The sequence below is a fragment of the Microbacterium sp. MYb62 genome (assembly GCF_002979475.1).
In the GTDB taxonomy this organism is placed as follows: Bacteria; Actinomycetota; Actinomycetes; order Actinomycetales; family Microbacteriaceae; genus Microbacterium.
The window spans coordinates 357,214-379,016 of record NZ_PCOY01000002.1 but is presented as its reverse complement, the minus strand read 5'-3'; the positions used below and the strand labels follow the sequence as shown (position 1 = coordinate 379,016).

General features: G+C 69.3%; 22 protein-coding genes. 16 read left to right on the top strand and 6 right to left on the bottom strand.

Annotation, left to right across the window (positions count from 1 at the left end; genetic code table 11):
• Window positions 1-75: 75 nt before the first annotated feature.
• From CQ042_RS04305 to CQ042_RS04295, 3 genes are read right to left on the bottom strand one after another with little or no spacing between them, the layout of a single operon-like run.
• Window positions 76-699 (bottom strand): response regulator transcription factor, encoded by a 624-nt coding sequence (locus CQ042_RS04305; protein WP_105669056.1) that lies wholly within the window; start codon window positions 697-699, stop codon window positions 76-78.
• Window positions 696-2,033 carry a histidine kinase gene (locus CQ042_RS04300; RefSeq protein ID WP_105669054.1) on the bottom strand — a complete coding sequence of 446 codons (1,338 nt, stop codon included), beginning with the start codon at window positions 2,031-2,033 and terminating at the stop codon, window positions 696-698. The genes CQ042_RS04305 and CQ042_RS04300 overlap by 4 nt, the downstream gene beginning before the upstream one ends.
• Window positions 1,999-4,107, bottom strand: a complete 2,109-nt coding sequence (locus tag CQ042_RS04295; RefSeq protein WP_105669053.1) for an MMPL family transporter — start codon at window positions 4,105-4,107, stop codon at window positions 1,999-2,001. The genes CQ042_RS04300 and CQ042_RS04295 overlap by 35 nt, the downstream gene beginning before the upstream one ends.
• A gap of 201 nt (window positions 4,108-4,308) precedes the next feature.
• Between CQ042_RS04295 and CQ042_RS04290 the strand changes: the two genes are divergently transcribed.
• The 11 genes from CQ042_RS04290 to CQ042_RS04240 all read left to right on the top strand — a co-directional run bounded on the left by CQ042_RS04290 (window position 4,309) and on the right by CQ042_RS04240 (window position 15,102).
• On the top strand, window positions 4,309-5,295 hold the full coding sequence (locus tag CQ042_RS04290; RefSeq protein ID WP_105669051.1) for an aldo/keto reductase: 987 nt from the start codon (window positions 4,309-4,311) through the stop codon (window positions 5,293-5,295).
• A gap of 30 nt (window positions 5,296-5,325) precedes the next feature.
• The gene (locus CQ042_RS04285) at window positions 5,326-5,979 is read left to right on the top strand and encodes a YigZ family protein (protein ID WP_105669049.1); all 654 of its coding nucleotides are present in this window, start codon (window positions 5,326-5,328) and stop codon (window positions 5,977-5,979) included.
• A gap of 69 nt (window positions 5,980-6,048) precedes the next feature.
• Window positions 6,049-6,969, top strand: a complete 921-nt coding sequence (locus CQ042_RS04280; protein WP_105669047.1) for a J domain-containing protein — start codon at window positions 6,049-6,051, stop codon at window positions 6,967-6,969.
• A 108-nt stretch (window positions 6,970-7,077) separates the two neighbouring features.
• Window positions 7,078-8,067, top strand: a complete 990-nt coding sequence (locus CQ042_RS04275) for a LacI family DNA-binding transcriptional regulator (RefSeq protein ID WP_105669045.1) — start codon at window positions 7,078-7,080, stop codon at window positions 8,065-8,067.
• A 78-nt stretch (window positions 8,068-8,145) separates the two neighbouring features.
• Window positions 8,146-9,411, top strand: coding sequence for an extracellular solute-binding protein (locus CQ042_RS04270; protein WP_105669043.1), 1,266 nt, complete (start codon window positions 8,146-8,148; stop codon window positions 9,409-9,411).
• A gap of 4 nt (window positions 9,412-9,415) precedes the next feature.
• Window positions 9,416-10,318 carry a carbohydrate ABC transporter permease gene (locus tag CQ042_RS04265; RefSeq protein WP_105669041.1) on the top strand — a complete coding sequence of 301 codons (903 nt, stop codon included), beginning with the start codon at window positions 9,416-9,418 and terminating at the stop codon, window positions 10,316-10,318.
• On the top strand, window positions 10,315-11,157 hold the full coding sequence (locus CQ042_RS04260; protein WP_105669038.1) for a carbohydrate ABC transporter permease: 843 nt from the start codon (window positions 10,315-10,317) through the stop codon (window positions 11,155-11,157). The genes CQ042_RS04265 and CQ042_RS04260 overlap by 4 nt, the downstream gene beginning before the upstream one ends.
• Window positions 11,158-11,186: 29 nt before the next feature.
• Window positions 11,187-12,167: a glycoside hydrolase family 130 protein gene (locus CQ042_RS04255; RefSeq protein WP_105669037.1), complete on the top strand. Its 981-nt coding sequence runs from the start codon at window positions 11,187-11,189 to the stop codon at window positions 12,165-12,167.
• A gap of 54 nt (window positions 12,168-12,221) precedes the next feature.
• Complete coding sequence (locus CQ042_RS04250; RefSeq protein ID WP_029264333.1) at window positions 12,222-12,644, top strand: Fur family transcriptional regulator; 423 nt, start codon at window positions 12,222-12,224, stop codon at window positions 12,642-12,644.
• Window positions 12,645-12,710: 66 nt separating this feature from the next.
• Window positions 12,711-14,162, top strand: coding sequence for a catalase (locus CQ042_RS04245; RefSeq protein WP_105669036.1), 1,452 nt, complete (start codon window positions 12,711-12,713; stop codon window positions 14,160-14,162).
• 139 nt (window positions 14,163-14,301) lie between these two features.
• The gene (locus tag CQ042_RS04240; protein ID WP_105669034.1) at window positions 14,302-15,102 is read left to right on the top strand and encodes an alpha/beta fold hydrolase; all 801 of its coding nucleotides are present in this window, start codon (window positions 14,302-14,304) and stop codon (window positions 15,100-15,102) included.
• 159 nt (window positions 15,103-15,261) lie between these two features.
• Here CQ042_RS04240 and msrA read toward each other — a convergent pair whose 3' ends face one another.
• Together msrA and msrB are read right to left on the bottom strand one after the other, a co-directional pair.
• Window positions 15,262-15,807, bottom strand: coding sequence for a peptide-methionine (S)-S-oxide reductase MsrA (gene msrA, locus CQ042_RS04235; protein WP_105669032.1), 546 nt, complete (start codon window positions 15,805-15,807; stop codon window positions 15,262-15,264).
• Window positions 15,804-16,292, bottom strand: a complete 489-nt coding sequence (gene msrB, locus CQ042_RS04230; protein ID WP_105669031.1) for a peptide-methionine (R)-S-oxide reductase MsrB — start codon at window positions 16,290-16,292, stop codon at window positions 15,804-15,806. The genes msrA and msrB overlap by 4 nt, the downstream gene beginning before the upstream one ends.
• A 156-nt stretch (window positions 16,293-16,448) precedes the next feature.
• On the opposite strand from msrB, the gene CQ042_RS04225 reads away from it, so the two are divergent.
• Together CQ042_RS04225 and CQ042_RS04220 are read left to right on the top strand one after the other, a co-directional pair.
• Entirely contained in the window at window positions 16,449-17,366 is a 918-nt protein-coding gene (locus CQ042_RS04225) for a DUF808 domain-containing protein (RefSeq protein WP_105669030.1), read from the top strand.
• Between the two features lie 83 nt (window positions 17,367-17,449).
• Window positions 17,450-17,686 carry a hypothetical protein gene (locus tag CQ042_RS04220; RefSeq protein WP_105669028.1) on the top strand — a complete coding sequence of 79 codons (237 nt, stop codon included), beginning with the start codon at window positions 17,450-17,452 and terminating at the stop codon, window positions 17,684-17,686.
• Window positions 17,687-17,767: 81 nt separating this feature from the next.
• Here CQ042_RS04220 and CQ042_RS04215 read toward each other — a convergent pair whose 3' ends face one another.
• The gene (locus CQ042_RS04215) at window positions 17,768-19,117 is read right to left on the bottom strand and encodes an HNH endonuclease signature motif containing protein (RefSeq protein WP_105669026.1); all 1,350 of its coding nucleotides are present in this window, start codon (window positions 19,115-19,117) and stop codon (window positions 17,768-17,770) included.
• An 81-nt stretch (window positions 19,118-19,198) separates the two neighbouring features.
• Between CQ042_RS04215 and CQ042_RS04210 the strand changes: the two genes are divergently transcribed.
• The 3 genes from CQ042_RS04210 (at window position 19,199) to pnuC (ending at window position 21,772) form a co-directional block, all read left to right on the top strand.
• Complete coding sequence (locus CQ042_RS04210; RefSeq protein ID WP_105669025.1) at window positions 19,199-20,413, top strand: hypothetical protein; 1,215 nt, start codon at window positions 19,199-19,201, stop codon at window positions 20,411-20,413.
• Window positions 20,414-20,528: 115 nt separating this feature from the next.
• Window positions 20,529-21,056 (top strand): GNAT family N-acetyltransferase, encoded by a 528-nt coding sequence (locus tag CQ042_RS04205; RefSeq protein WP_105669023.1) that lies wholly within the window; start codon window positions 20,529-20,531, stop codon window positions 21,054-21,056.
• Window positions 21,057-21,058: 2 nt separating this feature from the next.
• Window positions 21,059-21,772 carry a nicotinamide riboside transporter PnuC gene (pnuC, locus tag CQ042_RS04200; RefSeq protein WP_105669022.1) on the top strand — a complete coding sequence of 238 codons (714 nt, stop codon included), beginning with the start codon at window positions 21,059-21,061 and terminating at the stop codon, window positions 21,770-21,772.
• Window positions 21,773-21,803 lie beyond the last annotated feature (31 nt).

Here is a 21,803-nt window from a genome sequence, read left to right as displayed (position 1 = left end):
AGCCTCGGCGCAGCAGCGGTTTCGGGGATCCATCGAACGGTTGAGACGGAGATGCCGTCGTCGGAGCTGTCGGGCTCAGAGCAGTCCGGTGTCGCGCGCGATGGCGATGGCGCGCGCGCGGCTGTCGGCACCGAGCTTCTCGAACACGTGCACGAGGTGCGTCTTCACGGTGGCCTCGGTGACGAACAGGGTCTTCGCGATCTCGCGGTTCGATGCCCCCGTGTCGAGCAGCCGGAGCACGTCGAGCTCCCGGTCGGTCAGGCGCACCCGCGGCGCGCGCATGACCTGCACGACCCGCTCGCTGAGCTCCGGTGTGAGCACGAGTCCGCCCGCCGCGGCCTGCCGGATCGCGCGCACGATGTCGTCCGGCGGCACGTCCTTGAGCAGGTAGCCGGCAGCTCCCGCCTCGATCGCCCCGAGGATCTCGGCGTCGCGGTCGAACGTCGTCAGGATCAGCACGGCCGGAGCCGGGTCCTGCGCACGAAGCGCCGCGGTCGTCTGCACGCCGTCCATGCCCTCGCCGAGGCGCAGGTCGCACAGCACGACATCGGGGTGCAGGTGTCGCGCGAGAGCCACGGCCTCCTCGCCCGACGCCGCCTCCCCGACCACCTCGACGTCGTCACGGTGGTCGAACAACGAGCGCACACCGGCGCGGACGATCGGGTGATCGTCGACGAGCAGCACGCGCACCGCGGTCATCCCTCATCTCCCGTCCGTCTGGCCGATGTCACGCCGCCGAGCGGGAGGTGTGCCGAGAGCGCTGTGCCGTCGCCAGGGGTGCTCTCCACGTCGAGCCCGCCACCGAGCTCGCGCAGCCGCGCGCGCATCGAACGCAGCCCGTAGCCGCCACCCCGGCTGCCGACACCACCCTGGGAATCCCAGCGCCTCGCGTCGAACCCGACCCCGTCATCGACGATGTCGAGCCGCACTGCATCGCCGGCGTCGGCCAGGGTGACCACGACCCGGGAGGCGGCCGCGTGGGAGCGGACGTTCGCGAGGGCCGACTGTGCGGTGCGCAGCAGGGCGACTTCGGCATCGAGCCCCAGCGAAGGCAGGTCGTCGTCGGCGTTGAGCGTCGCCTCGATCCCCGTCTCCTCGGCCAGACGTTCGAGCATCCGGGCGAGGGCGTCGCCGAGCGCCGTGGATTCCAGCTCGGCCGGCATCAGGGCGTTCACGATGCGCCGCGCATCGGCGAGGCCCTCGGCCGAGAGGGCGCCGATCTGCTCGAGCGCTCGGGTGCGCTGCACCGGGTCGTCCGCTTCCAGAGCCGCTCGCGCCAGCATCCCGATCGACGACACGCTCTGCGCCACGGTGTCGTGGATGTCGCGCGACACCCGGGTGCGCTCGGCGCTCGCTCCCGACTCGCGCTGGGTGCGGGCGAGTTCATCCTGAAGCGCCGCCATCTCCTCCTGGGTCGCGACGAGCGAGGCGATGAGTCGGCGCCGCTCCCGTCCGTCGCGCACGAGTTCGAGATACCCGCGGGAGATCCCCAGAGCGAAGACGCCGCCCACGAGGGGGCCGATCACGTTCGCGTAGGTGGTGGTACCGGTGTGCAGCAGGGGGCCGGTCACCACCACGGCGAGGATCGCCACACTGAGCAGCAGCGCCCACCGCAGGCGCATCACGAAACCGGCGAGCAGCCACAGCGGGAACGCGAGCCACACGAACTCCGGCGAGACCACGACCGCGCCGAGCCAGATGAGCGTGAGCCCCAGCAGCCACCAGGTGGCCAGGCGGCGGTCGGAGGTGCGTTCGCCGAGCAGCAGCCCGCCGCCGTACCAGCCGAGGAACACGAGCGAGAGGGCGAGCACCCACGGCAGCGGCACGCCATCGACTGCCGCACGCCACGCGCCGATCACGAGCAGCACGACGGTGATGACGGCCTGGCCGATGCGGATCGATCCGACCAGGCTCGCCCAGGTGCGCGGCGTGCGGAACCCGGCGGACCGCTCCTCGCGGCCGGTGCGCTCAGCCCGCGACGGCCCAGCGCGCGACGGCTCAGCGCGCGACGGGGGCGGTGGCGACTGCGGCATCTTCGTATTCTCCCCCGTGCGGTCGATCTGCGCCCCCGACCTTCCCCGGCCACCACATCCGGTCGCCGACGATCGCGAAGATCGCCGGGACCACCAGGGTGCGTACGACGAACGTGTCCACGAGCACGCCGATCCCGACGATCAATCCGATCTGGCCGAGCGTGACCAGCGGCAGTAGCCCGAGGGCGGCGAACACTGCCGCGAGCACGACGCCGGCGCTCGTGATCACACCGCCCGTCGCGGTCAGCGCACGCACCATCCCCTGCCTGGTGCCGACCGTCTGCGCCTCGACGCGCGCCCGGTGGACGAGGAAGATCGTGTAGTCGATCCCCAGCGCCACCAGGAACAGGAACGACAGCAACGGCACCTGCAGGTCGAGCGCCTCCCATCCGAACACGACCCGGCTCAGCCAGGTGCCCGCACCGATCGCGGCGACCGCGCTGAGGATGTTCACCGCGAGCAGCAGCACGGGTGCCACCACGGAGCGCAGCAGCACGATGAGCACGAGCAGGCTCACCGCGAGGACGAGCGGGACGACGAGGAGCAGATCGCGCTGATTGCCTTCGCGCGCATCGAGATCCGCCGCCACCGGGCCGCCGACCACGGCGTCGGCATCCGGCACCGTGTCCACGGCGTCTCGCACGGCGCTCACCAGATCGAGGCTCTCGGTCGTGCCCGGCGCCGGTTTGCCGACGACGAGCAGACGCGTGAGTGCGCCGTCGGTGCCCTCGCCGGTGGCCGACACCCGGAGCACTCCGGGAACCTCGCCGAGGGCAGCGGTCAGCGCATCGACCTCCCCGGTGTCCCCGATCACGATCATCGGCTGGGCCTCGCCGGCCGGGAAGTGGTCACCGAGCACGGTGAGCCCCGCCGCCGACTCGGACTCGACGCGGAACTTCTCGACCTGCGTGAGACCGACGGATGCTCCGGCAAGGCCACCGGCGAGGACTCCGAGGAGCGCGAGCCCACCGACCAGCGGCACCCAGGGGCGTCGGGAGACCCGGTGCGCCACGGCACCCCACACGCGCCCGGTGACGGCGGCATCGCCCACCCGCGGTGCGAACGGCCAGAAGATGCGGCGGCCGCACACGGCGAGCGCCGGCGGAAGCACCAGCAGCACCGCGGCGAGCGCGATCAGAAGACCGACCGCCGACGCGATGCCGAGTCCGCGTGTGCCGGGGATCACGGCGAGCGCGAGCGTCGACAGCGCCAGCACCACGGTCACGTTCGAGGCGACGATCGCCGGCGCCGTCGCACGCCATGCGGCGACGAGGGCGCGGCGGTGATCGGTCTCGCGGGCGAGCTCCTCGCGATAGCGCGAGATCAGCAGGAGCGCGTAGTTCGTGCCCGCCCCGAAGACGAGCACGCTCACGATCCCCGAGTCGAACTGAAGGCCCAGCCCCGCCCCGACCGCCGCCGTGGCCTTGTTCGCCAGCTGGTCGGCGAGCGCGACCACGACGAGCGGGATCATCCAGAGCACCGGCGAGCGGTAGGTGACGATGAGCAGGAGCGCGACGATCCCGAGGGTGACCATCAGGAGCGTGAAGTCGGCGCCGTCGAACGCGGAGGCGACGTCCACTCCGAAGGCGGGCCCGCCGGTGACCTGCACGGTCATCCCGTCGATCGGATTCGCGGCGACGGTGTCACGCAGACCGTGCACGGCATCCGCGGCGGCATCGTCGTCATCATCATCGAGGGCCAGCGTTGCTTGGAGCACTGCGGCCTCGCCGTCGTCGCTGACGATCGGACCGTGCGGCTCCCGCCCCGTCTCCGCTTCGACATCGGTGGCGAGGGCGTTGATCGCCGCGACGTCGTCGTCGTCGAGCTTCTTTCCGTCATCGCGTGATGCGACCAGGAGTACCGCGTGCTCGTCCGCATCGGGGAACCGCTCGGCGAGGACCGCCGCCCGCGCGGACTCGGAACCGGGAGGAGCGACGTCGTTGCCGGCGGGGAGCGACACCCGGCCGAGGGCACCGAGGAGAGCGGTGAACGCCACGACGGCGATCAGCAGGGAGAGCCATCCCCCGCGTCGCGAGGTGAGCCACAGCGGAAGCGAACGAAGGGTGCGGAGCATGGATCCAGTCCAGCCGCCACCGGCTCCGCGAGGATCGCGCAGGCGGCTGAGACGAGTCTCCACCGTTCGATGGATCCGGCGGCGCGGCCAGAGGGGTTCCGCCAGAGGGGTTCCGCCAGGCCCTCCCCCGTTTCGGCTCCCGCGCGTAGCGTCGGATCAACGGCCGCGGACACGTCTGCGGCGACGATGAAAGGACCACTCATGCACACACGAACTCTCGGACAGGGCCTTCGGGTCTCGGCGGTCGGACTCGGCTGCATGGGCATGTCGCAGAGCTACGGACCCAACCCGGGCAGCCGCGACGACATGATCGCGGTGCTGCGGTCGGCGGTCGACCACGGCGTCGACTTCTTCGACACGGCCGAGGTGTACGGACCGTATGTGAACGAGGAGCTCGTCGGGGAGGCGCTCGAACCCCTCCGCGACCGCGTCGTGCTGGCCACCAAGTTCGGGTGGGACATCGAAGACGGCAAGAGCGTCGGGCTGAACAGTCGTCCCGAGCAGATCCGCCGCGTGGCCGAAGCTTCGCTGCGGAGTCTGCGCACCGATGTGATCGACCTCTTCTACCAGCACCGCGTCGACCCCGACGTGCCGATCGAAGACGTCGCCGGCACCGTCGGCGAGCTGATCGCCGAGGGGAAGGTGCGCCACTTCGGGCTCTCCGAGGCGTCGGCCGACACCATCCGTCGCGCGCACGCCGTGCATCCGGTGACCGCGCTGCAGAGCGAATACTCGCTGTGGACCCGCGACCCCGAAGCCGGGATCCTGCCGGTGCTCGGCGAACTGGGCATCGGGTTCGTACCGTTCAGCCCGCTCGGCAAGGGTTTCCTGACCGGCACGGTCGACACGGCAGCCGACTTCGCGACCGGCGACATCCGTGCGACCATCCCGCGCTTCACGGCCGAGAACCGGGCGGCGAACCAGGCGCTCGTGACGCACGTGGCCGAGTTGGCCGCGGCGAAGGAGGCCACGCCGGGGCAGATCGCTCTCGCGTGGCTGCTCGCCCAGCAGCCGTGGATCGTGCCGATTCCCGGCACACGTCGCACCGCCCGCATCGCCGAGAACGCCGGCAGCACGGCCGTCGCCCTGTCGGCCGACGAGGTCGCCGATCTCTCGTCCCTCGCGACCCGCATCGGCGTGAGCGGTGACCGCTACAACCCGCAGCAGATGGCGTTCGTCGACCGTTGAGCGACGCGCGGCCTCGGTATCGTGAGGCGGGTGACCTCCGCCCGCAGCTACCCCGCGACGATCGCGGCGGCTGTCGAGCACGAGACCGTCATCCGCAAGTCGCGCTTCCTCACCCGCATCGAACCCGTCTCCTCGGTCGAGCAGGCCGAGACCGTGATCGCCGGCATCCGCAAGCGGGCCTGGGACGCCAACCACAACTGCACCGCGGTGGTCACGGGTCTGCTCGGCGATCAGGCGCGGTCGTCGGATGACGGCGAGCCTTCCGGCACGGCGGGGATCCCGATGCTCGAAGTGCTGCGTCGACGCGAGTTGACCGACGTGGTCGCGGTGGCGACGCGCTACTTCGGCGGCGTGAAACTCGGCGCGGGCGGGCTCGTGCGCGCCTACTCTTCTGCCGTGTCGGAGGCGCTCGATCTGGCCTCACTCGTGCGGCGGGCGGCGCTCCGACAGGTGACGCTCGAGGTGCCGCACGCGGAGGCCGGCCGCTACGATAATCTGCTGCGCGACTGGGCCGTTCACCACGGAGCAACTCTCGGCGATCCGGCCTATGCGGCGATGGCCACGCTCGAACTGTGGGCCCCGGAGTCGGAGCTCCCCCGCCTCCGGGACGACCTGGCCGCCGCCTCCGCCGGCTCGGTCGTCCCTGTCTTCGGCGCCGAGCGCATCGTCGACGTGCCGGCCTGACCCCGGGAGATCGGCGAACGCACAACGACCGCCGGATATCCTGGATGCCGCGGTCGCGGAAGGAGAGCGATGTTCGACAGTCCGCTCTCTGCTTCGGCCTACGAGATCCTCGGAGTCGACCCCTCCGTCGACGACGGCGAACTGCGTCGCGCCTATCGCCTGCGTCTGCGCCAGACGCATCCGGACACCGGCGGCGACGCGGCGATCTTCATCCAGGTGCAGCGCGCGTGGGAGCTGGTGGGGACCGCCGAGGGCCGTGCCGCCTACGACCGCCGCACCGGAGTGACCCACGAGGCCGGCGCCGAGTGGAGGGGATGGCGCCCGCCGCCCGCGCGCACCGACACCCGCCCGCGCGCACGCTCCTACGGTCACCCCGGTGGGTGGCGCCGCGAACGCTATCTGGTGCTCATCCGCGAGTGGGCGGGCCGCGGCGTCGAGGTTCCCGACCCGTACGACCCGGCGCTCGTACGCTCGGCACCCCGCGATCTGCGTCGGCTCCTCGCCGATGCCCTCGCGGAGGAGGCCACGGCGCGCACGGTCTCCGATCTCGGCATGGGGTTCACGGTGTGGCATGACGTCGTCGCCGGCGCCGAGGCCGACGACAAGCTCGATCACGTGGTGCTGGGCCCCTCGGGGCTGTACGGCGTGATGTCGGAGGACTTCGGCGGAGTCGTCGGCTTCCGGCGCGGAGAGATCACGGGCCCGAGCCTGGGAACACGGGCGCCCGTCACCGCCGCCCTCCGACGCATGCGCACGATCGCCAAGGCGGCGCGCGTGCGTTTCGGCGGCTCGATCATCGTGCTGCCCGACGACGACCTCGCCCAGGCTGTCACCCCTCTCGGCACGAGCCGCGGAGTCCCCGTCGTCGTCGTGCGCCGCAGCGCTCTCGCGATGGTGCTGCGCCAGGGCGTTCCGCAGGCGCGGGCCATCGGCGGCAACGAGCTGTTCGACGTGCGCACCCGCTTGCAGCAGACCGTCCGCTTCGTCTGAGCGGCCCCTCCCGCTGACCCGTTGACTTCCGCAATCAAACCGGTTTACACTCATCAAACCGGTTCACCGATGAGCACGTCGGCGAGCGAGGATCCCCGAGGAGATGGCATGAGCCGCACGACCATCGCCGATGTCGCCCGCGAAGCCGGCGTCACCAAGGCCACGGTCTCGCACGCTCTGAGCGGCAACCGCCCGATCTCGGACGAGACGAAGGCGAAGGTCCTCGCCGCGGCTGCGAAGCTGAACTGGGCACCGAGCCAGAGCGCACGGGCGCTCGCCACCCGGCAGGCCAATGCGGTCGCCGTGGTGCTGGCCCGCGACCCCCAGGTCATCGCGAACGACTCCTTCTTCCCGGCCTTCATCGCCGGCGTCGAGTCGGTGCTCGCCGAGACCGAGACGGCGCTCCTGCTCCAGGTCGTCCCCGACCGCGACGCCGAGGAACGGGCCTACCGCACGCTCACCCACGGCCGCGCCGACGGCGCCCTCCTGCTCGACCTGCGCACCGACGACTGGCGCGTGCCCTTCCTCGACGACCTCGGACTGCCCACCGTGCTGGTGGGCGCCTATGACCAGCCGACCGGGTTCTCGTGCGTGCGAACAGACGACACCGCCCCGGTCCGCGAGATCATCGCGCACCTCCGGGCTTCCGGGCACGAGCGCATCGCCCACGTCTCCGGGCCGCTCGAATACGTGCACTCGAAAGCGCGTGCAGACGCGTATGTCGCGGCGATCGGCGACGACGAGCTGCTCCGCGAGGGCGACTTCACCGCCGCGAGCGGCCGCACCCGCACCGCCGAGCTCCTCGCCCTGCCCGACCGCCCGACAGCGATCCTCTACTCGAACGACACCATGGCCATCGCCGGGCTCTCCTACGCCCGTTCCCAGGGCCTCTCGATCCCGCAGGACCTCGCGATCTCGGGCTTCGACGACGACCACCTCTCCGCCCACCTGTCTCCGGCGCTGACCAGCGTCTCATCCGACCCCGCGGCCCGAGGCCGCGCCGCCGCCCGCCTCCTGCGGGCAGACATCCTCGGGGCGCAGCCGCGCACCGAGATCGTCGACTGCAACGTCGTGCACTTCCGGGAGAGCACCAGCTAGTCGGCATCCGCATCACCGCAGCATCACCGCAGTGTCACCACCCGCAGTGTCACCACCCGCAGTGTCAAGGAGGACACCATGAAGAAGCTCCGCGCAATCGCCTTGATCGGCGCCACCGCTCTCATCGCCACCGGATGCTCGGCCGGAGGTGGTGGCGGCGAAAGCTCAGCCGACGGTACCGGCCCCATCAGCATCTGGCTCTCCAACAACGAACAGGAACTCGCCTGGGGCACCGCCGTGGTCGAGGCCTGGAACGACGAGCACCCCGACGAGAAGGTCAAGGCGCAGGAGATCCCCGCCGGCTCCTCGTCGGAAGAGGCGATCACCGCCGCGATCACCGCGGGCACGGCTCCCTGCCTCGTCTACAACGTGGCACCCGCCGCGGTCTCTGGCTGGGTCAAGCAGGGCGGACTCGTCGACCTCAGCAAGATCGACGGCGGCAGCGACTACATCACCGAGCGCGGCGGAGAGGTCGATGCCTACGCGAGCGACGGCAGCTTCTACCAGCTCCCGTGGAAGTCGAACCCCGTGATGGTCATGTACAACAAGGCGCTCTTCCAGGCCGCGGGGATCGATCCGGAAGACCCGCAGATGAACACGTACGACGCGTTCCTCGAAGGGTCGCGTGCGATCGTCGCCTCCGGCGTGCAGAGTGCGATCTGGCCGGCGCCGACGAGCGAGTTCTACCAGCCGTGGTTCGACTTCTATCCGCTGTATCTGGCCGAGACCGACGGCACGATGCTCGTCGAGGACGGCAAGTCCACGTTCGACTCGGATGCCGGGCGCACCGTCTCGGAGTTCTGGAAGACCTTCTACGACGAGAAGCTGTCGCCGAACGAGGCGTCGACCGACGACGCGATGTCGGCAGGCACCACGGCGATGCAGCTCGCCGGCCCCTGGGCGATCCCCTCCTACGCCGACACCGTCGACGTCGGCTTCATGCCGGTGCCGACCAGCGACGGCCGGGAGACTCCGACGACCTTCGCCGACTCGAAGAGCGTGTCGATGTTCACGGCCTGCGAGAACCAGGGCACGGCGTGGGAGTTCCTGAAGTTCTCCACCAGCGAGGATGCCGACGGCCAGCTGCTCGAGGCCACCGGGCAGATGCCGATGCGCACCGACCTCACCGACACCTACGGCGACTACTTCGCCGCGAACCCGAACTACGTGGCGTTCGCCGAGCAGGCCGAGAAGACCGCCGACGTCCCCAGCATCCCGAACTCCGTGGAGGCGTGGCAGGCGTTCCGCGACGAGTACTCCTCCGCCGTGATCTTCGACAAGGAGTCGATCGACGACTTCCTCGGGAATGCGGCGAAGAAGATCGACGCGCTCGTCGCCGAGTGACACCGTGACCGAAAAGAAGCGGTTGCGCACCCAATGGCTGGGTGCGCAACCGATCGGCGGGCTGTTCGCGCTGCCGTACTTCGTGTTCGTGATCGCGATCTTCGCGTATCCCCTCGCGTTCGCGGTCTACATCGCCTTCCACGACTACTTCTTCACGGCTCCGGCTCCGGGCACCGAGGTCGATCGCCCGTTCGTGGGCTTCGACAACTTCGTCACGGTGCTCACCGACCCGCGGGTGCTCGGATCGTTCCGCAACACCCTGATCTTCCTGGTCATCAACGTGCCCCTCACCGCGGTGCTCGCCCTCGTGCTCGCCGCGGCCCTGAACACCGGCATCCGATGGGTCGCGGCCTACCGGGTCGCGTTCTACGTGCCGTATCTGACCGCGAGCGTCTCGCTCGTGGGCGTCTGGATGCTGCTGTTCTCGGGCAACGGGCTGATCAACACGATCCTCGGCCCGCTCGCCCCCGATCCGTCGTGGCTCGTGAACAGCGGACTCGCGATGCCGATGATCGCGTTCTACGTGACCTGGAAGCAGCTCGGGTTCTACATCCTGCTGTACCTGGCGGCGCTGCAGAACGTGCCGAAGGAGCTGTACGAGTCTGCCGAGACCGACGGAGCTGGAGTGCTCTCGCGCTTCCGGCACGTCACGATCCCCGGGGTGCGCAGCGCGACGACCCTCGTGCTGATCCTGTCGATCATCACCGGCGCGAACCTCTTCACCGAGCCGTATCTGCTCACCAACGGCGGCGGCCCTGACGGCGCCTCGACCACCCCGGTCCTGCTGATCTACCAGCTGGGCATCCAGCAGCAGAACCCCGACACCGCAGCGGCCATCGGCATGATCCTCGTGATCCTCGTCGGCATGCTCTCGCTGGCGGCCAACCGCGCGACCAGGGAGCGATGATGAAACGCAAGCGTTCAGTCCCCCGCATCCTGAGCATCATCCTGCTCACGATCGCGGCCGTCGGCTTCGCCTTCCCGTTCTACTTCATGATCGTGGGGGCGTTCCAGGAGAGTCCGACGAACTCCCCCAGTGAGCTGTTCCCGACGAGCGGGTGGACGGTCGACAACTTCGTCGCGATCGACTCGCGCATCGACCTGGTCGGCTCCCTGCTGAACTCGCTGATCTTCACGGCGGGCGTGCTGCTGGGGACCGTCGTGTTCGGTCTGCTCGCCGGCTACGCGATCGCCCGCCTGGACTTCCGCGGCCGAGGCGTGATCTGGGTGCTGATGCTGCTCGTGCAGATGGTGCCGTTCCAGCTGCTGATGATCCCGCTCTACGTGCAGATCACCCGCAACTACGGCCTCGGCGACTCGTACATGGGCATGATCCTGCCGTTCCTCATCAACACCACGGCGGTGTTCATCTTCGTGCAGTTCTTCAAGGCGCTGCCGGTCGAGATCTTCGAAGCGGCACGGATCGACGGCGCGGGCGAGATCCGCCTGCTGACCTCGGTCGCGATCCCGCTCATCCGGCCCGTGCTGGTGACGGTCGTGCTGGTCACCTTCATCGGCCCCTGGAACGAGTTCCTCTGGCCCTTCCTCATCACGAAGGATGCGAGCCTGCAGCCGCTGGCCGTGTCGCTGGCGAACTACATCTCCAACGTGGCGCAGTCCACGGCCAACCCGAACGGCGCGATCCTCGCCGGCGCCACGGCGCTCGCGTTCCCCGTCGTCATCCTGTTCGTCGTCTTCCAGCGCTTCTTCAAGGCCACCGACCTCGGCGCGGCCGTCAAAGGCTAGCCCCCATCCCCCAGCCAGAAAGGGCCCCCATGTTCTCCGGAGCCTCCTTCCCCCTCGGTCCGTTCACGCCCTATGAGGGCAACCCCATCCTGCGTCCGCGCGGCGACAGCTGGGAGTCGGCCAACCTCTACAACCCGGCCGCGCTCGTCGACGGCGACGAGGTCGTGCTGCTCTACCGGGCGCACGCCGACGACATCATCTCCCACATCGGCATCGCCCGGTCGAGTGACGGCGTGAACTTCACGCGCGAGGATGCGCCGATCCTCTCCCCCTCGGAGGACTACGAGACCTACGGGTGCGAAGACCCGCGCATCGCGCTGATCGACGGCACCTACTACCTCACCTACACGGGCTGGGACCGCCGCAGCGCGCAGCTGTGCCTGGCGACTTCGACCGACCTGCGCACCTGGACCAAGCACGGTCCGCTGTTCGACGACTTCGACACGTTCAAGACCATGGACCCGCGCGGGTTCAACTGGTCGAAGGCCGGGGTCATCGTTCCGCAGCGGATGCACGGGAAGTGGTGGATGTACTTCGGCGAGGGGGCGATCTACTGGGCGACCAGCGATGACCTGATCCACTGGACGCCGGGCACGGCCGACACCGAGCCGATGTACTCGCCGACGCCCGGCACCTGGGATGAGGCGCTGGTGGAGATCGGCACCTCCCCTGTGGTCACCGACAACGGACTGCTGCTGTTCCTCACCAACGGCGCCACCCGTGTCGTGCACGACGACGGTACCGTCGACGTCGACTACCGCTGCGGGCAGATCGCGATCGACCCGGACGAACCGACGACCGTCATCGCCCGCCTGCAGGAGCCCTGGCTGCGCCCGCAGACCTTCGAGGACATGCACGGACTCGTCTCGAACGTGACCTTCGTGGAGGGGCTCGTGAAGTTCCGGGACCGATGGTTCGCCTATTACGGCCAGTCCGACACGACACTCGCCGTGGCGATCCATGACCCGGCGGAGCCCTGGGGGCGCGCGCTCCGCACCGAAGGGCGCTGACACCCCGATATGCCGTTCTTTTGAGTTATTCAAATGACGGGGTACACTCGGGGCATGGAGACAGAACTCGACTCGGCGCTTCGCGTTGCCGGGCTTCGAGCGACCGCGGGCCGCGTCGCCGTTCTCGAGGCTTTGGACTCCATGGCCCATACGGATGCGGAACGGGTCTACCGCGCCGTGTCCGAAGTGCTGCCGACCACGTCGATCCAGTCGGTGCACAACATCCTCGCGGACCTGACGACGGCGGGCCTCATCCGCCGGATCGAACCGGCAGGCTCCGCGGCGCTCTACGAGCGGCGCATCGACGACAACCACCACCACGTCGTCTGCACCTCCTGCGGTGCGGTCGGCGATGTGGACTGCGTCGTCGGTGAAGCTCCGTGTCTCACCCCGTCCTCGACGGGGGGATTCACCGTCCAGACAGCCGAAGTCACCTTCTGGGGCCTGTGTCCCAGTTGCCAGAACGCCGCGCAGTAACAGGCCGCCGATCGCCCGTCCCCGGATGGGGGTATTCGTCGCGCCCGCGCGGAGAAGGAGAACACCATGACGAAACCTGCCACCACCACGCAGGCCGGAGCCCCGATCGCGAGTGACACCCACTCGCTCACCGTCGGCGCCGACGGGCCCACCGTCCTGCACGATCACTACCTGGTCGAGAAGATCGCCGCCTTCAACCGCGAGCGGGTGCCCGAGCGCAACCCGCACGCGAAGGGCGGCGGGGCGTTCGGCGAGTTCGTCGTCACCGAAGACGTGTCCGCGTACACCCGGGCCGCCGTCTTCCAGCCCGGCGCGAAGAGCGAAACGCTCATCCGCTTCTCCTCCGTCGCCGGCGAACAGGGCTCTCCCGACACCTGGCGCGACGTGCGCGGCTTCTCGCTGCGCATGTACTCCGAGGAGGGGAACCTCGACATCGTCGGGAACAACACCCCGACCTTCTTCCTGCGCGACGCGATCAAGTTCCCGGACTTCATCCACTCGCAGAAGCGCCTGAGCGACTCGGGACTGCGAGACCCCGACATGCAGTGGGACTTCTGGACGCTCTCCCCGGAGACCGCGCACCAGGTGACCTACCTCATGGGTGACCGCGGCCTCCCGCTGAGCTGGCGGCACATGAACGGCTACGGCTCGCACACCTACTCGTGGGTGAATGCGGAGGGCGAACTCTTCTGGGTGCGCTACCACTTCGTGTCGCACCAGGGCGTCGAGGCGATGGGAGCCGACGAGGCGCAACAGCTCGCCGGATCCGACGCCGACCACTACCGTCGCGACCTGTTCGACGCGATCGCACGCGGCGAGCACCCCTCCTGGGACCTGTACGTGCAGATCATGCCCTACCACGAGGCGAAGACGTACCGCTTCAACCCGTTCGATCTGACCAAGACCATCTCGCTCAAGGACTACCCGCGCATCAAGGTCGGCACGCTGACCCTGAACCGGAACCCGGAGAACTTCTTCGGCGAGATCGAGCAGGCCGCGTTCTCGCCGGGCAACCAGGTGCCGGGCACGGGCATCTCTCCCGACAAGATGCTGATGGGCCGCATCTTCGCGTACCCGGACGCGCAGCGTCACCGCATCGGCGCGAACTACAACCAGCTGCCGGTGAACCAGCCGCACGCCGCCGAGGCGCGCAACTACCAGCACGAAGGCGCGATGCGGTACCAGCACAACAGCGCCGCACACCGCACCTACCAGCCGAACTCGTTCGGCGCAGCCGGCGGCCCTGAGGCCGATCCGGCGAAGGGTATCGAGGCGAACTGGGAGGCCGACGGCGAACTCGTGCGCTCGGCCGCCACGCTGCACGCCGAAGACGACGACTTCGGACAGCCGGGCACGCTCTACCGCGAGGTCTTCGACGCGGAGCAGCAGGCGCGGTTCCTCGAAACCCTCACCGGTCAGGGGCGCTCGATCACGATCGACGACATCCGCGAGCGGTTCTTCCAGTACTGGACGAACGTCGACGCCGCGCTCGGCGCCGCACTGCGCGAACGGGTCTGATCCGCGGAGCCGACAGAAGCCGCCCGTCGTCGCGTAGGTGACGCCGGGCGGCTTCCGGCATCTCCGCAGCGGCCGGCGGACTCGCCGATACCCCGTGCAGCGCGGCGCCGCCCGCCGCGAACAGGGCCAAGATGGAAGGGTGGCCGTCCCTCTCTCCGACCTGACCAGCATGCCCGACCCTCAGCACGTGCACGCGGCCGACGGCACCCGGCTGGCGACCTACACCTGGGGCGACCTCGACGCCCCGGTCGTGGTGATCGTGCACGGGTTCGCCTCGAACGCGCGCGACAACTGGGTGCTCACCGGCTGGGTGCGCGAGCTCACCCGTGCCGGCTACCGCGTGCTGGCACTCGATCAGCGCGGCCATGGACTCAGCGAGAAGCCGCATGACCCGGTCGGGTACCGCATCCGCACTCTCGTGACCGATGTCGAGACGGTCATGGACACGTACCTCGTCGACGACGCGTTCTACGTCGGCTATTCGCTCGGTGCCCGCGTGGGCTGGGAGGTCGTGCGCGAGCTGCCGCACCGTCTCGGACGCGCGGTTCTCGGCGGGGTGCCCGACGGCATCCCGCTCGCCCGACTCGATCTCGACCAGGTGCGGGAGTACATCGCGCACGGTACGCCCGTCGAGGATCGGACGACGCAGAACTACATCGCCCTCACCGAGCGGGTGCCGGGCAACGATCTGCAGGCGCTGGTCGCCCTCGCGGAGGGGATGAGGGCGTCGGGCATGATCGACCCGGACCCGTCGGATGCGCCGACCCGCCCGATCCTGTTCGCCACCGGGTCGAAGGATGCGATCATCGAGGGCTCGCGGACATTGGCGGCTGCCGCGCCCGACGGCCGATTCTTCGAGATCCCGAACCGGAACCACTTCAATGCACCGGGTTCCCGTGACTTCAAGGAAGCCGCGGTGGCGTTCCTCGCCGAGGGATAGCCCGGTCGAGAGGCGCAGCCCGCCCGAGAACCAGTCCGCGCCACGCGCTCACCCCCCCCCCCCCGAAACAAACGGGGGCCGACACACCAGATGTCGGACGATTCGGTCGAATGCGTCCGACAAATGGCGTGTCGGCCAGCAGGGTGGATGCTCCGCGCCTCAGACCGCGGAACTCTCGGCGCGCTTCGGCAGCAGCCAGCCCGCGCGCGGGAAGTGGCACGTGTAGCCGTTGGGGTACTTGATCAGGTAGTCCTGATGCTCCTCCTCGGCCTGCCAGAACGGGCCCTCCGGCTCGATCGTGGTGACGGCCTTCGCGGGCCACAGGCCGGAGGCGTCGACATCCGCGATCGTGTCCCGTGCGACCGTCTCCTGCTCGGGCGAGAGCGGGAAGATCGCGGAGCGGTAGCTCGATCCGATGTCGTTGCCCTGACGGTCCTTCGTCGACGGGTCGTGGATCTGGAAGAAGAACGCGAGGATGTCGCGGTACGTCGTCTTCGTCGGGTCGAACACGATCTCCACGGCCTCGGCGTGGCCGGGGTGGTTGCGGTAGGTCGCATGGTCGTTCGAGCCGCCGGTGTACCCGACGCGGGTCTCGAGCACGCCGGGCTGGCGGCGGATCAGGTCTTCCATGCCCCAGAAACAGCCGCCGGCGAGCACAGCGGTCTCGGTCCCAGGGGTGCGGGTGATGTTTCCCGTGTCGGTCATGACTGCTCCTCAGATGAATCGGTGGTGGGGGTGTCTGCTGTCTTGGCGAAGAGGGGGCTGTAGCGACCGTACCCCTCCTTCTCCAGACTGTCAGCCGGGATGAAGCGCAGGGCTGCCGAGTTCATGCAGTAGCGCAATCCGCCTTCGGCGCGGGGCCCGTCGTCGAAGACGTGCCCGAGATGGCTGTCTGCACCGGCCGAGCGCGCCTCCGTGCGCGCCATCCACAGCTTGCGGTCGGTGCGCGTGGTCACGGCATCCGTCTCGATGGGCTTGGTGAAGCTCGGCCACCCTGTGCCGCTGTCGAACTTGTCGGTCGACGAGAACAGCGGCTCGCCGGAGACGACGTCGACGTAGATGCCGTCGTCATGGTTGTTCCAGTACGCGTTGCGGAACGGCGGCTCGGTCGCGTCCTGCTGGGTCACCTCGTACTGCAGGTGGGTGAGGCCGCTGACGGCCTCGGGGGTCTTGCCGTAGTCGTTCGACATGATCTGACTCCTTGTCCGACGTCGCTGGCTGCGGCGTCATAGAAGGAGAACCGACGACGGAGCGGTTTTGGTCCCGCAGGGCTGGGAGCGCGCTGTGAGTTTCCCCGACTCGATAGAGTTGCCTCCGCACTGCACACCTGCCGAGGGGAACCACCCATGTCCGTTGGACTGCTCGCCGTCGTCGACGACATCCTGAGCGCCGCGATGAAGGCCTCGGCGAAGGCGGCCGGTGTCGTGATCGACGACGCCGCGGTCACGCCGCAGTATGTGCAGGGGATCACGCCGGCGCGCGAGCTGCCCGTCGTCGGGAAGATCGCGCTCGGCTCGCTCGCGAACAAGTTCCTCATCATCATCCCGGCGGCGCTGCTCTTGACCGCGTTCGCGCCGTGGGTGCTGCCGTACCTGCTGATCCTGGGCGGGGCGTATCTGTGCTTCGAGGGTGCGGAGAAGGTGCTCGAGTGGTTCGGCGTGCAGCACGGTCACGCCGACGAGGGCGCCCGAGACGAGAAGAAGCTGGTGCTGGGTGCGGTGCGCACCGACCTGATCCTCTCGACCGAGATCATGCTCATCTCGCTCGCGAGCCTCGAGAAGGGGCTCGACATCTGGGCGACGCTCGCGATCCTGGCCGTGATCGCGCTGATGATGACGGGCGTGGTCTACGGCGCCGTCGCACTGCTGGTGAAGATCGACGACATCGGGCTGAAGATGGCCAAGAACCCGGTGCGTCGGGTGCGCCACACCGGGACGAGGATCGTGCGTTCGATGCCCGCGGTGTTCCGCTTCATCAGCGTCTTGGGCACGGTCGCGATGCTCTGGGTCGGCGGGCACCTCGTGCTCGTGAACCTCGGCGAGGTCGGCCTGCACTTCACCACCGATGTGCTGCACGGCATCGAGCACGCGCTGGAGCCGCTGGGCGGATTCGTGGTCTGGGTTGTCGAGACGATCGTGTCGGCGATCGCCGGTCTCGCACTCGGGCTGCTGATCGTCGGGATCGTGGTGGGCATCGCCCGACTGTTCGGCAAGACCCCCAACTTCCACGAGGGCGAGGAATCGCCCGCCGACGTGCACGTCTGAGCGGGACGCGGCCACTTTCCGCCACGCCCGTTATCCGCCGCGCGGGGGATGCGGGCTGCCTCTTCGTCCGGTTTGATCGGAGCATGAGAACCGATCGGGCCTCGCAGCTACGTCTGGCACTTCGCCTCATCTCCGCCGTCGCCATCGTGGGGATCGCCGCCGCCGTGGTCTGGTTCGTCTTCGCCGCCGTCGCCGAATCCGGTGCGCAGCTCGCGGCCGCCAGCGCCATGGCTGCGGGACTGGCCGCGGCCTGGTCAGCGGGATTCGCCGCCATCAGATCCCGGTTGACGCAGATCCCGGTTGACGCAGATCCCGCCTGACGCAGATCCCGCCTGACGCAGATCCCGCCTGACGGCACCGAAGGCTCAAGCTGCTCGCACGCGGCACACGCGGCACACGGCTCACGCGGCGATGTCGTACCGTGCTCTTCCGCCCAGCCTCGGCCTGCGCTCCCGATCGACGTTCGGCGGAGGAATGAGCCACACGCGCGCCGTGACCCCGCGCCCCTCGATCCTGATCTCCCAGCCGTTGTCGTGGATGCGGTGATGACAGCTCTCGCAGAGCAGCACGCCGTTGTCGAGATCGGTCGGTCCGGTATCCCGCTGCCACCAGCGCAGGTGATGGGCTCTGGTCATCGACGGTGGCAGCCCGCACATCACGCACCCGCGGTCGCGCTCCACGAGAGCGAGTCGCTGGGCCCGGGTGAACAACCTCTTCTCACGCCCCCAGTCGAGGATCTCGCCGCCGCCGCCCAGCACGACCGGGATGATGCCACCACCGGCCGCCATGCGCCGACAGGCACCGACGCTGATCGGCTGATCGAGTCCGTCGACCTCGGCGAATCCGGTACCGGCGGTCAGCGCGTCGAGGCCGATACGCACGACGACCGTCGCGCCCGCGAGCGGCAGGCCGCCGTTGTCGCACCCGCTCGCGTGCGCGCAGATCTCCGCGAGCGCATCCGCCTGGAGCATCGCGATCGTCCGTCGATCGGCATCCGGCGCCTCGGGGTCGAGCGCACCCGACCTGGCCTGGAACGTCGCTGTGACATACGCCTGGATCGCCGCCTTCACCGGAGCGCCGGAGGCGATGTCGGTCTGCAGCGTCAGGTGCAGCGACCCGTCGCGCTCGAACATCGTCAGCGAGCGCCGCGACCGGGCCTCGTCTTCGCGCGGAGCCACACCGTCGGGATCGAGCCAGGCCTCGGCGCGCACGACGAGCTTGCGCACGTCGTCGAGCGACAGCCCTGCCGTACGTTCGACGAGCAGCCGCTCGGCCTCGATGATCCGCTCCAGACCGACCTTCAGGCGCGCTCGATCGAGCAGGGTCACGATCAGGGCCGCAGCCGCTGCGCTGAGCGTGCCGGCACCGATCGCCCTCTGCACCTCGGGATACCGCGGCGGCAGCGGCTCGCCGAGCAGGTTCGCCCGCGGGGCCGTGGCCTCTCCCACCTTCACGAGGCGCACCGCATCGCCCGTCGAACCGCCCGTCGTCGCGGCGATCATCGTCGCCGGGTTGCGAAACCCCTGTTCCTTCGCCAAGCCCGCCGCTCCCAGCTCGGGCCGCGACTCGCGCGCGATGCTCGCCGCGATCTCGGCATGGATGCCGTCGAGCCGACGCTGCACCAGCCCCATCGCGCGGTGCGCCTCGAGCAGTTGTTCTCGGGTCAGGTCAGCCGCATTCGCCGCGTCAGCCCACGCATCTTCGAGGCATTCCACGGCCTCGAGAAGGGGGTTCAGATGCGGGTTCGACATGCCTCCAGTTTAGAACATATCTTCGATATATTGGAGGGGTGTGGATAAGTCCGTGAGCCTCCGTACCGTAGTCTCGTCGCCATGGTTTCCTCTCCGCCCTCCCCGAAGCTCCGGAGTGCGAAGCGAGACGCCGACCGCTGGTTCCGAGAGCAGGGCCTCCCGACGTTCGTGCCGCTGCGCCGGTGGTTCACCGATCTCCCGCGTCGCGTCGCACCGCTGATCGCCGGGGTCGCGCTCCTCGGGTTCCCGCTCCTGAACGGCATCGAACTGGCCGTCGACGTGGCCGTCGACATGGCCAGCGGCGAGGAGACGCTCATCATCCTCCTCGTCCTCCTGGTCCTCGCGGCCGCGGTGGGCATCCCCTGGGCCTGCTATCTGGTCGTCCGCGCGGTGCTGCGTCGACTCCCCCTCGCCATCGGCACCCTCGTCGCCCTGATCGTGATCGCGGCCAGCATCACCCTGGTGGTCGTCGACGGCTACGAGACGCAACCGGGCGCGACAGCAGGTCCTGTGTTCCGCGCTCTGCTGGTGATCGCCGTCTGCGTGCTGGTGACAGGGATGGGCGGAGGCGCACTGATCTCCTGGGCATCCCGCCTGGCCGTGCGCAATGCCTCGGCCATCGGCCACATGGCCTCGATCGCACTGCCCGTGATCCTGATGCTGGTCGTGTTCGCGTTCTTCTCGGCCGAGGTCTGGCAGATGGCAACCGCCCTGCACTGGGGGTCGATCGCGCTGGTCGGGCTGGTCGTCGCGGTGCTCGCCGGGGTCGTCGTACTGCGGGTCAGCGCCTCGGAGATCGACGACGACGCGCAAGCCCCCACGGACGAGCAGCGGGCCGCGCTCCTCGTGGACACCCCCGCCGAAGGGCGTTCGGCGACCTCGGGCGCTCACCGTCGGCTGCGCGCACCGCAGCGCATCAACATCCTGCTCGCGATGACCGTCGCCCAGCTGGTGCAGGCGCTGTTCTTCGCCGCACTGCTGGCCGCGCTGCTGATCGTGATCGGCGGCATCGCGATCCCGTCGGGCGTCGTGGGCATCTGGCTCGGCCCCGGCAGCGAGGAGCAGCCGCTCGCGGTCCAGCAGCTGGAACTCTTCGGAGCCGAGCTGCCCCTCACCGTGAACCTGCTGAAGGCCGCCACCCTGCTCGCGGTGATCGCGACCCTTCCCTTCGTCTTCTCCGCGGTCAGCGAGGCCCGCTACCGGGAGCGGTTCTTCGACCCGATCATGGCCGACATGCAGCGCGCGATCCTCGTGCTCGACACGGTCGAGGCGAAGGGCACGGGCGGAACGGCGTGATCGCCCGGTCGCATGGCGCTCGAACCCCCGGCATCCTGCTAGCGTCGGCGATGCGCACCCGAGCGCCGAAGAGCGACGCGCACCCGAAGTGCAGAAGAAGAGAGACCGTCCGCCGATGACAGCCGTGCGAATCAGGGACGCCGAGCCGGGCGACCTCGACACGATCACCGCGATCCACAACCACGCCGTGGTGCACACCACCGCGATCTGGAACGAGGAGGCCGTCGACCTCGCGGACCGCGCCGCCTGGCTCGCAGACCGCGCGGCCCGCGGGTACCCGGTGATCGTCGCGGTCGACGACTCGGGAGTGCTCGGGTACGCGTCGTACGCGCAGTGGCGCCCCCACAGCGGGTACCGGCTCACGGTCGAGCACTCCGTCTACGTCCTCGGCGGCCAGCACGGCCGCGGCATCGGCACGACGCTGATGGCCGCGCTCGTCGACCGCGCCAGGGCGGCGGGCATGCACGTGATGATCGCGGGCATCGAGAGCGGGAACGCCGCCTCCATCGCCCTGCACGAACGCCTGGGTTTCGTCGAGGTCGGACGGATGCCGCAGGTCGGCGCCAAATTCGGACGCTGGCTCGACCTGAGCATGCTCCAGCTCGTGCTCGACGACCGCCCCGAGCCCGACGCGGGATCCTGACGATGGATCCGCTGCAGTGGTTCGTCGACGCCTTCAATTCGCAGTGGATGCTGCCCGGCGGACAGACGCTCCTCGTCCGCGAGGTGGTGGGCAACGCCTTCGGACTCGCGAGCGCTCTCGGCGGCATGCGCCGGAAGGTGTGGGCGTGGCCGGTCGGCATCATCGGCAACGTGCTGCTGCTCACGGTCTTCCTCGGATCCGCGCTCAGTCCTGATCCGTCCCTGCCGCACCTACTCGGGCAGGCGGGCCGGCAGATCATGTTCATCGCCGTCGCGATCTACGGGTGGGTCCGCTGGCGCAATCTCGACGGGGGACGCGTCATCCCGCGATGGGCGCCGACGAGCGCGCGCATCGGACTCGTCCTCGTGATGATCGTCGGCACCGTCGCCCTGACTCCCCTGTTCCGCGCACTCGGATCGTGGGAGCCGGTCTGGGCCGACGCCTGGACGTTCGTCGGCTCGCTGCTCGCGACCTACGGCATGGCCAAGGGCTGGACGGAGTTCTGGCTGATCTGGATCGCCGTCGACGTCGTCGGGGTGCCGCTTCTGTTCAGCTCCGGCTACTACGCCACGGGCTTCATGTACGTGTTCTACGGCGTCTTCACGGCTGTCGGGTTCGTGATCTGGTGGCGGGCGCAGCGCCGCGCCGCGCATCCGATCGAGATCCTGCCGCCCGATCCGAGTCCGCGCCGACCTGCGGACGACGAGCGCGCCTGAGCTCCCGGGTCAGCGCCGCACGGGGCCAGCG